This is a genomic window from Allocoleopsis sp. (assembly GCF_036703385.1).
In the GTDB taxonomy this organism is placed as follows: domain Bacteria; phylum Cyanobacteriota; class Cyanobacteriia; order Cyanobacteriales; family Coleofasciculaceae; genus Allocoleopsis.
This window is the reverse complement of record NZ_DATNPA010000643.1, coordinates 1-15,064: the sequence shown is the minus strand read 5'-3', so window position 1 is coordinate 15,064 and position 15,064 is coordinate 1. Positions and strand designations below refer to the sequence as shown.

10 protein-coding genes and 1 riboswitch are annotated in these 15,064 nt (G+C 47.2%); of the genes, 3 read left to right on the top strand and 7 right to left on the bottom strand.

All coding sequences use genetic code 11. From position 1 onward, the window contains the following. The 4 genes from V6C93_RS30575 to V6C93_RS30560 all read right to left on the bottom strand — a co-directional run. On the bottom strand, positions 1-188 hold a 188-nt coding region (locus tag V6C93_RS30575), incomplete at its 3' end, for a hypothetical protein (protein WP_333480450.1). 583 nt (positions 189-771) lie between these two features. After that, complete coding sequence (locus tag V6C93_RS30570) at positions 772-993, bottom strand: DUF4327 family protein (protein WP_333480449.1); 222 nt, start codon at positions 991-993, stop codon at positions 772-774. A gap of 465 nt (positions 994-1,458) precedes the next feature. Next, on the bottom strand, positions 1,459-2,658 hold the full coding sequence (locus V6C93_RS30565; protein ID WP_333480448.1) for an AAA-like domain-containing protein: 1,200 nt from the start codon (positions 2,656-2,658) through the stop codon (positions 1,459-1,461). Between the two features lie 21 nt (positions 2,659-2,679). After that, entirely contained in the window at positions 2,680-4,530 is a 1,851-nt protein-coding gene (locus V6C93_RS30560; RefSeq protein ID WP_333480447.1) for an AAA-like domain-containing protein, read from the bottom strand. A 336-nt stretch (positions 4,531-4,866) separates the two neighbouring features. Here V6C93_RS30560 and V6C93_RS30555 point away from each other — a divergent pair, with 336 nt between their 5' ends. From V6C93_RS30555 to V6C93_RS30545, 3 genes are all read left to right on the top strand, one after another. Further along, positions 4,867-5,409 carry a glycine-rich domain-containing protein gene (locus V6C93_RS30555; protein ID WP_333480446.1) on the top strand — a complete coding sequence of 181 codons (543 nt, stop codon included), beginning with the start codon at positions 4,867-4,869 and terminating at the stop codon, positions 5,407-5,409. Between the two features lie 114 nt (positions 5,410-5,523). Next, positions 5,524-5,665: riboswitch (cyclic di-AMP (ydaO/yuaA leader) on the top strand. A 158-nt stretch (positions 5,666-5,823) separates the two neighbouring features. Further along, complete coding sequence (locus tag V6C93_RS30550; protein WP_333480445.1) at positions 5,824-6,243, top strand: hypothetical protein; 420 nt, start codon at positions 5,824-5,826, stop codon at positions 6,241-6,243. Positions 6,244-6,331: 88 nt separating this feature from the next. Then, a complete protein-coding gene (locus tag V6C93_RS30545) occupies positions 6,332-6,538 on the top strand; it encodes a DUF2949 domain-containing protein (protein ID WP_333480444.1) in 207 nt (68 codons plus the stop codon). 287 nt (positions 6,539-6,825) lie between these two features. On the opposite strand, the gene V6C93_RS30540 is transcribed toward V6C93_RS30545, so the two are convergent. From V6C93_RS30540 to V6C93_RS30530, 3 genes are all read right to left on the bottom strand, one after another. Beyond that, positions 6,826-11,583, bottom strand: a complete 4,758-nt coding sequence (locus V6C93_RS30540; RefSeq protein WP_333480443.1) for a CHAT domain-containing protein — start codon at positions 11,581-11,583, stop codon at positions 6,826-6,828. A 325-nt stretch (positions 11,584-11,908) separates the two neighbouring features. Beyond that, a complete protein-coding gene (locus V6C93_RS30535; protein WP_333480442.1) occupies positions 11,909-12,199 on the bottom strand; it encodes a hypothetical protein in 291 nt (96 codons plus the stop codon). Positions 12,200-12,390: 191 nt separating this feature from the next. Then, positions 12,391-15,064, bottom strand: a 2,674-nt coding sequence (locus tag V6C93_RS30530) for an ATP-binding protein (protein WP_333480441.1), incomplete at its 5' end; no start/stop codon positions are given.

Below are 15,064 nucleotides of genomic sequence, written 5' to 3'. Positions count from 1 at the left end.
TCCGCCGCCATCCGTTCATTCCGCTCAATAATATCGTTGAGCGCATCGGCAATCTTCCCAGCCATGCCCGTCTGCTCAATGGGCATCCGTACCGAAAAGTTACCTTTCTTAACAGAGGTCAATGTTCTCAGTAACTGTTTTAGATCAAGTTCTTCTGTATTATTTTGAGTCGCTTGTGCAGTTGGCATAAAATTTCCCAATAGTAATTTATTTCTCTTGCGGTCAAGTATGTACCCGATTGATATTTGGCGGCTTCAAGGATTTTTCAAGTAGGAGTTAGATGAGGGGAACTCGTGCATTCCAGTATAACGACTGGAAGGCTTGCAACCGACCTCTTCTATTTGTGCCTAACTCATCTGGAAAAAGTCGGGAACTGAGAGACTAGCAAAAATAAATGAACAACAGACAATATCTCAAGGGGCACAGCATTGCTGTGATCCTTGGAAGGCATAGGGATAACTTTTTTCGGTCTGTCCTTGAGCGTAATCCTTAGAGTCAGAGGTTCTGTAGGGTAACGGCTAGGTGTTTTTGGCAGTAATTTAAATTATCTACATAGGCAAGACCCCTATCATATCCCTCCTAAGAGAGATGCTACGACTCAAGAGGTAGAGCCTTACAGATGATACTGAGTTTAGGTTGCGCAGTGCATTGGCCTGATACCAAGTTGCAGTTAAAGATAGTCGTTGCTCTCTCCCTGCTTCCCCTGCTCTGGCTATCTAGTAGGTTTGAGCACAACTCGGTATGAGCCTGACTATAGTCGATTCATAAAATCTAGTCTTCTTGCCAATCTTCACGGCCTAGTAGGTCAATGAGGCGATCGCGTAACAAAAAGTCATTCTTCTCTAGCTCGGTTTCAATGCAAACCCATTCGCAGGCAGGAATATATTGACAGAGAGTATAAATAGGCTGCTGGCGCGTCAAAAGTCCCTTGTTGACGAGTTGGCGTGCTTCATCCTTGATAGCGTCTATCGAGTATTGAATCGACGTAACCATAAAGCATTCTCTCGCTTTTTATCAGGGAATAAAGACTCAACATAATGAATAGTTTGTCTCTCCCTTAAACTTATCAAAAAATCATGATTACTACTTCACACTTCATATTTCTCATTAATATCAAGAGGGTGCGGTCAAAACCCGTTGGTAATGTCCAAAACTTTTCTCCGCGTCCGTCTCAACCAATGACTGATAACCACACCCATCTCAAGATTAGTAGCTCCCTTGCTGCAACTTGGTATGAGGAGGCAGAAAGCAGAGGTTAAAAAGCTTGTACAGTAGACCTCTTGCATAAATCTTGGAATGCCCCCTAAATCCCCCAATTCTGGGGGACTTTGAAGCTCCTGCTCCCCCCAAAATTGGGGGGCTGGGGGGGCGAAAATTGAATGAGAGCAAGAGGTCTAGTAAGCTTTTTAACCTTTTTCAACTGGATAGTTATTTCTGCCAAGCTGGTCTAGTGCAGAACTATCGGGATTGTAGATTCGCTAAAGTGTCCTCAACCCAAGCGAGATTAAAAATCGATTGGTAGATTCGGTTATAAACCTTTAACTGGCTATCCTGTTTGACAACTAAGCCTGATAGCCGTAATTCCACTTGCTCGGGGCTATCATTGGCTAAAACTTGCCCTTGTCGCAAAATTTGTTGATACAGTCCTAGCCGTCTAACTGTACGTTGCCCACTCTTAAGGATGCGATCGCGCGGAGCGCAACGGCAAAGCCGATCGCGTATCGTTCTGAGGTGCTCTGGCTCATCCTGTGCTTCCCAATTCTCAATCAAGCGTGATTCTACTAGCATGGACAGATTGTCTGCCGGAATGCCTCCATTGACGCCTAACTCCTGAAGGACGAGTTTACACAATTTCTGCGTTAAAAACGGTTGACCACCGGTCCAATTCAATATCTCTCGAATCACAGCATTTGAGTTAGGAACTCTGCCCACCAAACCTTGAGCTAAAGGTTGAACTTCGTGCAATTGAAAACCCGTGAGTTCGATCGCGCAACCCCCATTAAAGGGTGTGGTGTAATTTGTAGAGCGAATCAAATCAGAGGGAGTTGCCACCCCCAAGAGAATCCAGGTGAGGCGATTGTATTCCGGCTGTTCAGCACGCTGGTTGTAACACGACTGGATTAGGGCAAAGAAATCATCGATTGAGAAATTGAGCGTTAGAATACTGTCAATTTCGTCTACAAAAATAGCAATATTGTCAGGAATTCGTCGAAGCAACACCTGATCTATAAATTTACTTAAGCGCTGCACGGGGGAGAGAAATTCGTAAGTTACGGCAGCGGCATCTAGTCCATCAGAGCTATCCTGTAGGGAATCGCCCCACCAAGTTTCGATATCAAAATGATCTAAAAGATTGAAACTACTCGCTAAGGTATAAATGATGCCTGCATACCATTGCTCAGACGTAATATTCTGATTACCAATGGCTGTCAGGTCAACAGCGGCACAGCTCATTCCTTCAGCTTGCAACCGCTGCATGGTTCGCACGCGTAAGCTGGATTTGCCCATCTGTCGCGAGTTGAGTACATAACAAAACTGCCCTGCCTTTACGCCTCGGTATAGGTCAGCATCAGCCTGCCTAATCACATAGGTCGGGGCTTCCAGCGGCAGGCTTCCCCCGACTTGGTACTCATCAACCCCTCTGATTTGGGTGTACATTAGCTACTCCTGTGGGCAAGTTTAGGACAAGGGTGTGAGACGAGCACGGAAATACTCGCGATATAAATTGCAGCGGGGCGTTACTTCATTGCCTTGCAAATAGACCAGTCCCATGCTATGCAACTTAAATCCTTGGATGGGTTCTAACTGGACAGGACTATCCACAGACACCACTTTGTATAAACCTGCGGCTAATTCTGGATGCTGGGACAAATTCCACAAGTGCCGCCGCAAATGGTCGTTATAAAGTCCGGCATCGGTAGGAGCTGTCTCTAAAAGTTGAGGAAGTGTAATCTCCTGTCGGGCAATGTGGTAGAGTGCCAATCGCACGAGGTAGGGATGACCCCCCACCATTGTCATGAGTTGCCTAATTTCTGGAGTCCCCCAAGCTAGTCCATGTCGCTGAGCTAAATCTTGCACCTGTTCGGACTTAAATTCGGGTAACTCAATCGGTAGACCGACATTAAACGGGGACTGATTAATATCCATTGGCACGTAAACTTCGGTGGAATGGACGACCACTAAGCGAAGTTTTCTCCAAATCTCTCGATTTTTGGCTTCTTCATGCCAGGCTCGCAACAGACCAAAAAAATCAGCGGTGAGTTCTGGGTATTGTAAGACCCGGTCTACTTCATCTAGGCCTAAGACGAGAGGTTCGGTTGTATTCGCCAGTAAATAGCGCTCAAAGTAAGACCTACAGCTGACTTTGCTGCCAAAAATTCCGTTCCAATAGTCAGCCAATCGAGCTGGTAACTGGAGCTCTAGGGCAACAACCGCACAAAACCACTTTAAGAACTGCTCCAGGTCGGTGAACACTTTGCTATCCGCCAACTGAAAGCTTAAAGGCACGGTACGGTAGCCTAGATTCGTCGCACGCTGGAGAATCCGAGCCATTAACGAGGTTTTACCCATCTGCCTGGGTGCTTTGATCCGGATGAGAGCACCGGGTTTTGCGATCGCTTCGTAGCAGCGTTCATCAATCCCCGATCGCTCCACATAAAAGGCAGACGCCAACTCCACCTGTCCCATTGGTAATTCTGGCTCCGCCACAGGCTGGGGTGGGTGATTTGGAGTGAGGGAATAGGGACTGAGGAATTGGGTATTTTCTTCTGCCTTGTCTGGGGTAAGTGCAAAGGTACTCTTATCAGAGGTTTCCCCCTGGTTGTTGCCAGAGGTCAACAACTCCAGGACGGATTGCACAAGGATTGGGGTATCTTCAGGCGATCGCCACTCTTGCTGAGCAATTCCCCGAAGATAACCCCGCAAGTCATGGTTCAGTAAGCTGATTGGACAATTAATGCGAATGGGTAAAATCCCTGGCTTGCCATCCAGTCGAGTATCCCGCAACGCCTTTGCCCATCGCACCTCTTCGGTTACCATTTCACTAGAAGCCGCAAGCGTTGATAATAGCAAAAGCAAGTGATCACATTGGTTTAATTCGGCATAGATTTGCCGCAATCCGGTGGTTGCCATTCGCAGAGTGCCATCAGCGATAAATACTTCGTAGCCTTTGGCTTTTAAAGCGCCCTCTAACTGAGTTGCACAACTTTTGTCTAGTTCAGAGCCGCCATAGTAACTGAGCAAAATTTTTGTACCCTTTTTCAGGTTCTGAGTACCTGCTCTAAATAACTCTGGCTTGTACTTCGCAAAAAGAGAAATCAATTCAGGACGGTGTAAGTAGCCAGAGTCTTGCGAATGGGAGAGGCCAAATGCCTTGCATGTATTCTCAATATGTTTTCTCACCGTAGCTTGAGTAATATGCAGCTCTGAGGCAATTTCTGCATCTTTTTGACCCGCCAAAACTTTCAGCAAAACCTCTTCCTGTCGAGGCGTTAGCCCTGCAAAAGCCTTTGTAAACTCTGCGTGGTTCATACTCTCTACTCTGAAAATAGGGACTGGGGAATTGGAATTGAGGCTTAAGGAAGACAGATTTTCAGGGTTTATAGAAGAACACAGAAGATTAGGGTAAAACGCATAAACATAAGACCGGGAATATTTTTCTATGTTTTTTGAAACTATACTCTTCTTTCACCACTCATAATCCATCCATTGATACAGTGGTAGCTTCGTGTAAGCAGTTTCACAGGTGTGTAGCGATCAAGAGCAATTTTTTCGGTTGTGAGTGTTGACTACACAGATTTCCTAGCCGCTTGAACACCTTGGCATAGTGAGAAAACATACAGCCGTAGCCAATGAGGTTCTCAACCTATGTTAGTTGTCAAGGAAGCTTTGTCTGCACAATCTTTAGCTTGCATGGAAAAGCTGAAAGCACTCAACCTGTCGCCAATAGCAGATTACCTGATGAACCCCCAAAATGGTTATGGGTGGAGTCGCCAGCAAACGCTCCAAGCCATTGGACGCTATAAGAGCTTCTTGTTCGTGAGCTACCTGCATCCTGATATTCTGGTGGTGCCAACGCAGGAAATTGATCGCGTCTGGCACTCTCACATTTTGCATACACGCAAATATCGTCAAGATTGCGAAGGACTGTTCGGCTATTTCATCGATCATCAACCAGATTCTGAGTTTTGTTCACAGAGCAATCGACAAAATTGGGATGCAACTTTTGTTGAAACTCAATCACTCTTGGCGCTGTTCGAGGAGTACTTCAATACAGACGCTTCAGCCGAGTTTGAGTTGCATCAAGATAAAGCGTTCAACTTATTACAGGAAAAGGTTCAATCCGTCAATGATGCTGACCCGATCAACTTACATCTGCATCCTAGTGCTTGTGGCAGACCTCGCTGTTAAACAATCTACACCTGGCGAAAGATTTGGCATCCTAATAGAAAAATGGTATAATAATAAAAAATAAATTTAATAAGTCAGCCTAATTCAGTATTAAGCCTACAAGTTCGTTGGACTGTACGGTGAGTGCTGGAACGGAGGAACCAACTTTTGGGGCAAATCTCTAACCTTATCTTCACTCGTCAAAGAGCAGTTTAGAGAAGGACATCTCTCAGTCCTCGCCCGTCAGCTAACTTCGTAGGCATTGAGAGGAGACTGAAGAGTTGGCATTCTTCCAGGAATGTGTTTGAACTCGTCAGTGTCCTTGGCTGGTATCTAGTCGCTTCGTTGTACCTGCCCTCGACCCTGAGGAGGATTATATTAATCTAACTTCTGGCGTCTGAGGCAGGAAATGTAGTTAAAGGATAGAAATTTATCATGTTCCTGAGCCCAGAGCATCCCAGCGCTTTTACGTCCGTTGATTATGATTTCATTAGAGAAATGGGCGCAGAAGACACCCTTTGGCAAAATCTTGCCGTGTTCCAAGAAATTGAAAATGTCTTGGAAGATTATCCTGAACATCCCTATCAAGCTGCATTTTCTATTGCTGAGTTGCGCCAAAAGCTAGTAGCTCATGTCCTGAAGCATCTCCCCCATCGGGATGTAGTGATGGGTAATGCACAAAAACCCACAGTGGATGCGAAGCCTCCTTATCGTTTAAAGCAGGAGCGATTACGTTTAGAGGCGTTGATTCGCGGGAGCATTCTTCATCTGCTCCGAGAAAATGCTGATTGGGTGAGTCGCCGACTTCAGTCCTTCGACAGTTCAGGTAATAACAGCTTAAAAACACTTCGATAAAAAATGGGTTATTAAGAGCGTTCAAAAATTTCGGTTCGCTCTTGAGAGCTTACTTTTAGTACTGACAGTTCTGTTTATTTTTTAAGATATGGAACTCAGTAAAAAAGACATTCAACTCATTCATTTTTTACAAGACAAACTTACGATTTCCGCTTCCTCTATTTCTGTAGCCTTACGAATGCGTCAACGAGCTTCAGAACCCTTACCGATTATTCTCTGGCAGTACGGATTGGTTTCTCTACAGCAACTCGAACGGATTTTTGACTGGCAGGAGAGATGGGAGCTTCGTCCATAAGCTCGCTCTTGTGAAGCGTCGAAATAAAATAGTTCCTGAATGTGCGATCGCTCTTTCCACCTCCTGGTGTGTGGCAACTACTAGAGCGATCGCATTCCTTATTAGACCTCTTGCATCAATCCTTGAAACCCCTCCCCAACCCTCCCCTAAAAGGAGAGGGAGTAAGATTTTTTCCCCCCGTTTCGGGGGACTGAGGGGGGTTAATTCGACTTTCAAAACAGGTCTATTGCTCATCAGATACCGATGCACATTCATCTCCGTATCACCTGAATTATTCAGTATTGTTGCTACCAAGGATTACCGATTAAAGTGAACGCACTCCAGAAGGAAGGACGTGTCAAGTCGATGTCTCCCAAAGCCGCCAGATTGGGCGGTAAAGCGAAACTACCCCGCTTGGTGACAAGCTTACCCCCCTGTAATCGCACCTCACCCCTCAGCATCGCTAACTGAGCAAGTCTGAGTGCCTCAGCTTTCATGGGAACTTGTTTGAGTTGCTCGTAGAATTCGGCCATTAAACCCAGAGTCCCTTCATCGCTGACGTACCACAAACTTGCTAAGACAGTCTTCGCTCCAGCTTGCGCTGCCAACCCTGCAAATCCCAACTCGTTCTGTTCATCCCCTAATGCCGTGCGACAAGCACTCAAGACTAACAGTTCTACAGGGGGTTTGTGCAATCCCATCTGCCGCAGTTGTGCTAATCGCAGTTGAGTATCCCATAGTTGGAGATAGGATTTTTCTGGTGCTCCGGGTAGATACTGAGCATGGGTGGCTAAATGGATAATGCCAAATGGCTGAGAATTTCTAGCGGCTTGCAAATTGGGTAGGGTAAAGCTGTCATTGAGGAAGGATTTCCCTGACCAGAGGCTACCTGTAATGACGGACAATTCTACAGGTACAGAGGGTAAAGGACTCTTGTCCGCAAATTTCTCGATACCCATTGCTAAGACAGAAGAATTCCTCACATCCGAGTAGCGGGTATCGGTGAGAGAAAGGCTGGGCATTAAGCTAACACTGTAGCGTTCGATGATAAAGTGTTTGCCATCGTGAAGGGCAGCTAAGGGAATACTGCGTAAGCCAGCATCCATGATGTAGGCGAGATTGTGAATGTGTAGCTGTTGTAAGTCGGGTTCTATAGGAGCCACCAGCCACTGATACATTTTTTTGGCAGGGGCGAGAGAACCCGTGCGCTCAGTGGGATCGGTTATCTTGCTTCTAAATTCCTTGACCATACGAAGGACTTCGGCTCTGGTAGCCTTCGTGGTGCGGCGAATGGGCTTTCCTTCAGCTGTGATGAGAACGAGTTCTAAGCGATCGCTCGGACTGGGAGTTAAGGCACGCAATAAGGTAGATGCGGCTACACCAGATTTTTGCGCTTGACCCGGTTGAGAAGGAGACGCAGGGGGAATAGTAGCAGGAACAAACACGGCATAGATGATTGCTGGTTTGATACCAGTAGCACTCTCAACTTTTTCTAAGGTATTTTGCACTTCAGAAAGAGTGACACGCTTTGTCTTCCCCTGTCCGGTATCTTTGGCAAAGTCATTGCTCAAGGAATCATCAATCCCAATTGCATTGAGGCGATCATTTGGAAGTGGTGGCTGCGAGGTGAGCGGTGCTTGTGGGTTGATCAGGTCAACAGGTTTGAGGAGCGGGCTAGAAGTAGAACCTGGGGTGGGTGGGGTAGAGTTAGAACCTGGAACGCTAATAATCCCAATATTGCCCAAGTTGTAGGTATAGAGATAGGAGTTGCCAGTAGGAATCGTGAAATTGCCACTGGTAATTTCACCTGCTGTGCCGTTGGTGGTGGCACTGCCGACATTAAAGGGAACGATACCTTGTCCCCCGTGCCGGATGGTGATGTTTCCGCCTGCGGTGCCTCCAGCCGTTGAGATGCTGGCAGGTAAGCCGTTGGTGGAGGTGAAGGTGTTTGTTGCTCGGAAAAAGCGATTGGTGGTGATGTCTACTGTGCCGCCTGTTGTGCCGCCTTGGGCATTGATTGAGGTAACCTGAATATCACCGGAGGGGTCAAGCGTAACGTTGCCACCTCGACCTGTTGCACCACTGGCGTTGATTTGTCCGGTGGTAATTTGGGTACTTGCTTTAACTTGGATGTTTCCACCATCAATAGCTCCGGATGAGTTGAGATTACCAGTGGTAACGGCTCCTGTATTGCTGGTTATCGTAATGGCACGACCGGGATTGATAATATTGCCACTGGTAATATTTTGGTTGGCTTGCAGCGTAATTGTGGCATTACCTGCTCCAGTGAGGGTAAAGCCTGTGGTATTGATAGAGCCATTACCAACGGGCGATCGCAACGTGACTGGGTTGTTAAATGTGAGGTAATCTCCTAGGGTAAAGGCACCACTGCTGTCAGTACGTCCGATGGTAAAGGAAGCAAAGCCTCCATTGGTCAAAATTATCTGTGCAGTTGTACTTAGAAAAGTACTGTTTCCACCAATTTGCCCAGAGACACTGGGGGTTAAGGGCTGCACTAGCAGATTGCCAGTGCCAGTAATAGAGGAATTGGGGTCAATATAAAGTGTGTCAGCAGTCAGGGTAAGATTGCCTTTCCCTGAAGCGAGCGGCTGGAAGATAGCGATGCCAGCCTCACTGCTGCTACTACTACCCGTGAGCAAAATGTCCCCGCCTTGTGAGGTGATATTTCCTTCAGCGTCGATACCTCTAGTGTACGAGCCAGGTGCGCTGCTATTCGTCGCCGTGCTAGTGCCATTGAAAGTAATCTTCCCTCCCCCTGAGTCGATCAGGTTGTTGATTTTCAGGCCACCGATGAAGCCGCCGATCAAGATCCCATCCTCACTGCTGCTACTACCCGTGAATAGGATGTCCCCGCCTTGTGAGGTGATATTTCCTACAATAGCGATGCCCTTACCAGTGGCGCTGCCATTCGTCACCGTGCTAGTGCCATTGAAAGTGATCTTCCCTCCCCCTGAGTCGATTAAGTTGAAGGTAATGATGCCGCTCCCACTGCTGCTACTACCCGTGAATAGGATGTCCCCGCCTCCTGAGGTGATATCTCCTTCAACGTCGATACCTCTGGGGAGCAAGCCAGTGGCGCTGACATTTGTCGCCGTGCTAGTGCCATTAAAAGTGATCTTTCCTCCCCCGGAATCGATTGAGTTGTTGGTAAAGATACCAACCTCACTGCTGCTACTACCCGTGAATAGGATGTCCCCGCCCCCTGAGGTGATATTTCCTTCAACGTCGATGCCTCTAGAACGCCCCAAACCGGTGCTAGTCCCCTCGAAAGTGATCTTTCCTCCCCCGGAGTTGATCGGATTGAAGATATTGATACCTGAGCTGTCGGTAATATTGCTACTACCTTTGCAGGTGATATCCCCACCCCCCGTCGAGATAGGCAAGATGGGCAAGTTGGGCTGATAGATTATGACTCTGCCTGCACCGTTATTATCCCTGTCGGCATTCAGGTTCAAATTCAGCTTGCCGTTAGTAGAACTGACTCCCCCATTCAGGAAAATGTCGTTGTCTGCCAGTAAAGTGAGGGTAGCGTCACCACCTGTTGTCTTATTAATATTGGCACCAGCGATCTGGACAATGTTACCTTGACCGGTGCCACCAATATCTGTGGTGATGGTAACGTTGGTGCCAGCATTCAGTGCCGTATTAATGTTGGCAACATCAACGCTATTTGTACCGATCGCACCCCCTCCACCATTTACAATCGTGATATCCGCTGGGTCAATAAGCCAGGTACCCCCCATACCCTTGAAAGCGCTAGCATTAGGAATACTGGTGAGATTAAGAGACTGCTTACCAGACGTTTCAATCAACCCACCATTTCCAGATACAGTTCCTCCCCGTGCCGTCAATATCCCGTGAATATCGGCTTTCTGAGCGGAAAAAGCAATAACTTTTCCCCCATTACCAGATAGCAGTGCATCAGCGGACACTACCGAGTCACTGCTAATCAACGTTTCTAACGCATTCGGTACTCTTCCCTGCCCCTGATAATCTCCACCAATTAATACTGTGCCGCCGCCATTGATGCCAGAGGCGTTGATGTTGGCACCGAACAGTCCAACTGTTTTGCCCAACACATTCACCTCGCCCCCAAGCTGTGGTGAGAGTAAAAGACTTTGTCCCCCTATAGTAGAGACATCGAGACTGCCAGAAGCAATAGTGGTTCCTGCTTGAGTGGGTACAGTTACTCCAGAACCGATTAACTGCACTTCTCCGCTTGGAGAAACACTCAATCCAGTTTCTACATTCCCACCTATGCCAGTTAACAGCGTCGGCAAAGCCTGTGGAGTAATGGGTAGTAGCTGCCCAGCATTATCCCTTGGCGGCGCAATCTCCAAACTCAACAAATGCCCCGATTGACTAATCCGCACCAAATTTCGAGCCGATACTGCCGCCAAGGTAATTGTTCCTCCCGGTGTCGTCAGTTGCCCTGTATTAATGACGCTGCCACCGAGTAAGGTTAAATTCTGCCCTGGTACAAGCACCAGATTGCCAGCGTTGACAATTGCAGCAGATTGTGTATAGTCAAAAGCAAACTGACTGGGTGTACCGATTAAACTCTGATAGTTATTGCTAGCAAACGCATTAAACCAATTATTCCCACCAAAGCCAATCCCCGTAGTTGTTGTAGCCGTAAACGAAGCAGGAACATTCAGACTGGCATCTTTACCGAAAACAATCCCGGCGGGATTCATCAAATATAAGGAAGAGTTACCCCCTGTTACCTGAATCAGACCATTAATTATCGAAGGATTACCCCCGACAACCCGTCCCAGGATATTCTGAATCGAAGGATTAGACAAAAAGTTGGCAATCTGACCCGAATCTAGACCAAATTGCTGGAAACTATGGAAGAGATTGGCACCATCCTGAGAAAGGGAACCACCGTGAATATCGAATCGGTTGCCGTTGGGAGTGACAATCGTACCCGTACTATCTGAAGCGGGGGTAATGGGATTAGCCGTTACTGGAATGGCGGCAAGGGTTCCCATGAGGGGAACAAGGAGAGAGAACCAGCCGACACACCTGCGATCGCGGCTCATGGTTAGATGTCCCTTACAGTATTTGACTAATTCTACTGATTAGCGACGAGAATCCTTGAGTAGGGTCGTTATCTGGAAATTTCCACAATGGCGATCGCTATAGCAGCTAGTGTATAAACACTAGATTTCGCAAGAAGAAGTTTGTAGCCTAGTTTAGATGTATTTTGTCTGCTGAGCTTTGAGCGGTATTGTTATCAATTGGAAAACAACCATACATAAGATTGTTATCAACCAGGCAGACTTGTATAAAGCCCAAACACATAGCGATCACCAAGTACATAGGTACTTGGTGGAAAGGTTATGAGGGCATTCATAAGCTGCTTGCTTAAGACAAGTGATTAGCGCTGGAATAATCGGACGCTTTGCTTGTGAATACACTAGCTTGAGGGACTCTCAGCTTGACGTAAATACCGTCTAGTTGCACTTTCTCGGGTGGTTGACGTTTAGATACACAGTACATTCGCACAGCGGCTTGGTACTCTCGCCATTGATTGCGGATGGCTAAGCTATTGGCATCGTTGCCTAAGTCTTCAAATCTCAGCCCAGCTCGACTGAGCCATTCAGTTACATCCGTTGTTTCGCCTTGTAGAGAAGGTGTTCGATTGATAAGTTCCATAAATTTGTTAACTTTTAACTCAATATCTTCCTTTTTGTTTGATTTCAGTTTAAACGAGCCTCCAAATAAAAGCAAATGTTCTTTTGGATTGATTTGATAACCTTAGGTGATTAAGTTGCGCAAAATGAGTTGAAGGTTGGAAGGTTATCAGATTGAAGGTTAAGAGCAAAACTTAATAACCAATTAACTATTTAAAAATTATCGTTGAGCCAAGATTGCATTTCTTGAGCTTCCGCCAGCATCCCCAGACTCTCGAAGCTGGCTTTTGCCTCGATCACCCAACGTTGAAATTCAGCAAAATTGCCTTTGAGGCTCTCTAAATGCGCCCAAGAACGCTTGTGAAATGCAATCGATCGCTTATCCTTACTAACCAGAGCGATCGGCATACTCCTGTTTAACAGATTTTCCGCTTCATCCAGGTTGCGTTCTCCCACGAGTGCAACATCTGCTAACCAATTGAGGATATAGACCTCCACTTGCTGCCATTGAGCAACCTGAGCTTGTTCGAGTGCCTGTTGATAGCCGATTTTGGCTTGTTCGTACTGCCCAGTTCTAAACCAAACCTCCGCCTCATAGTAATAGAGGCGAATCTGTTGACGTAGACGTTTTGGCTCTTCGCTGTGAATGCCCTTGAGTAACTCTTTCCCCTGATTCAACAATTGGTGAGCGCGATCAAATTTTCGCTGGTGAATCGACAGCACCGCCTGATCAATGGTTAACGCCAAATGAACAATTAAGTCTTTACCTTCTTGGAGATGGCAGACTTGTGCAAACAGAGCATCCACTTGTGCCAACTGTTCTGGTTTGCCCATCAGAGTTAACGTCCAACCCTTATCCCCTAGTGCCTCTGCCATCATTGATGAATCTTGGTGCTGCTGGGCAGCTTGGAGCAGCCAGTCTATCCAAGTTAAGCGCTCATGCCAGTACCCATGCACATAGGTGTATCCCTTGATGTGTCGCCAAAACTGCCGGACTTGTTCATATCGATTTTGCTGAATGCACCAATCGATCGCAGCTTGTAGGTTTTCCCATTCGTAGTCTAAGGCTTGGTATTCCTTCCACAGTTTCCAATCCTGTTGTTCGTAGGCTTGGGAAAATCTGAGATACCAAGTCACCCAACGTTCTCGTGCTTCTTGCTCAAACTTCGAGTGAGCCTTAAGTTCAGCGCGAGCATACTCGCGGGTTAAGGGATGCATATCGTAGCGTTCCTCACGCTGAATCACCAAGCGCAGCTGGTAAAGTTGAGCCAACGCATTGAGGGAGTCCGCGTCTGGTAAGGCAATTTGAGCGATCGCATCTCGTGAAGCTGATTTAGCAAATAACGCCAGTCCCATCAACAGACGATGGGCGGGTTGCCCTCTCAGTCGTTGCACAGAATCCTCAAAACAATATTGGGTGAGGTCGCTGGCCTGAGTCAATCGAGTTGCCAATACATCGGCGGACATGCCATAAACTGACAATTGACCGATCGCGTACACAATTCCCAATGGCAGACCACTGGTTCTGTGATAAATGTCCTGGAACTGTTCGGGTTTGAGCTGAAGTCGCTGTTCTTGGGCTTGATGCTCGATCAAACGCCTCGCTTCATCCACTGGCAAACCCTCTAAATAGATAGGACTGCCAAAAGCGCCTCGAAGCCGGGTTGTAATCACCACCTTTACCGTAGGTGGGAGTTCGTACAAAAAGGAGAGGACAGCCTCTTGATCGTCGAGAGTTTCTAAATTATCAACAATCAGTAAGGTATGCAGTTCTTGTAAACGGCTTTGGATACACTCCAGTTGCTGCTCAAAGTCTGCGGGGAATAAGCCAGGACACTCCAGAGTGCGGAAGATGGCTCTGAAAATATCATTTAAGGTGCGCTCTCGCTTATGGCGTTGCAAAATCTGATTGCCAATCAGATGCTGTTGCTTGGCTGAGGTAAAAATAATGGCGTCGAAGGTGGGAGCTTGTGGCGTTGTAGGTGTCCCACAAGTTGCCTGCAAGCATCGATAGGCTGCTTCCAATACTAAGGAAGTTTTTCCTGCACCGCCTATGCCCTCAATACTGATGTGAGAGGTAGAGCGATCGCGAGCAAGCCGTTCCAGCAGCCAGGTCATTTCTGTATCGCGACCAATCAAAGCTGTGTGGTAACGAACGGGTAGATTGTGGTAAGGACTTGTTAGCGATCGCGTTAGCCTAACGGCATTAGGCAAGTCCTCTCCGTTACTGCTAGCACTCCAGGCTTGAGAGTTCAGTGAAAACGTAAGTGAGGAGGCGTTGCTTTTGCGTTCGGACAAGTCAGACTTAACCCCTCCAACTTTCCGGACTGGGCTATGGCTAACGCGCTTACTACGCAAACGCCCCAATGATTCCTTGGATGCTACGGCGTCCCGTTGCGCTAAGGGAATCGTGTCGCTAACGCCCCGCTTGAGGGATGTCGCGTTCTGCGGTGCTAACGCTAACCCGATCGCTAACGCATCGGTTCCCTGTGAGATAAGAGGGGAGCCTTTCTTGCTTCTGCTTTTAAGCGAGGGGCTTACGGCAACGTTCACTGCACGCGATCGAGGGTTGTTAGTGTTCTTTCCCTTACCTCCCTCCAATTTCTGAGTATCACTACCAGCGCTGCTTTGTAGCAGTGGTAACTCCTTTTCGTCGCCCATAGGAGGCGAGATCGCAGGCGCAACACTTTCGCGATCAACAATTTCTTCCCAGTTGAGCCCTAAAATTTGGCAATACGCTTTAAAGGCACGGGCTTTGATCGCGTGGAATTTGGTCTGGGAAGCAAATCGACTCCAGGAACCATAGGAAATATCTTTAGCGAGGACTTCGCCTGCATCAATCAGTTGTTCAATTCGTTCCAGTAATGAACCTTGTCTTGACTGAGCA

Excerpts from the sequence above, each read along its gene's own strand:
- V6C93_RS30570 (WP_333480449.1), bottom strand. The coding sequence starts at position 993 with ATGGTTACGTCGATTCAATACTCGATAGACGCTATCAAGGATGAAGCA.
- V6C93_RS30565 (WP_333480448.1), bottom strand. The coding sequence starts at position 2,658 with ATGTACACCCAAATCAGAGGGGTTGATGAGTACCAAGTCGGGGGAAGC.
- V6C93_RS30560 (WP_333480447.1), bottom strand. The coding sequence starts at position 4,530 with ATGAACCACGCAGAGTTTACAAAGGCTTTTGCAGGGCTAACGCCTCGA.
- V6C93_RS30555 (WP_333480446.1), top strand. The coding sequence starts at position 4,867 with ATGTTAGTTGTCAAGGAAGCTTTGTCTGCACAATCTTTAGCTTGCATG.
- V6C93_RS30550 (WP_333480445.1), top strand. The coding sequence starts at position 5,824 with ATGTTCCTGAGCCCAGAGCATCCCAGCGCTTTTACGTCCGTTGATTAT.
- V6C93_RS30545 (WP_333480444.1), top strand. The coding sequence starts at position 6,332 with ATGGAACTCAGTAAAAAAGACATTCAACTCATTCATTTTTTACAAGAC.
- V6C93_RS30540 (WP_333480443.1), bottom strand. The coding sequence starts at position 11,583 with ATGAGCCGCGATCGCAGGTGTGTCGGCTGGTTCTCTCTCCTTGTTCCC.
- V6C93_RS30535 (WP_333480442.1), bottom strand. The coding sequence starts at position 12,199 with ATGGAACTTATCAATCGAACACCTTCTCTACAAGGCGAAACAACGGAT.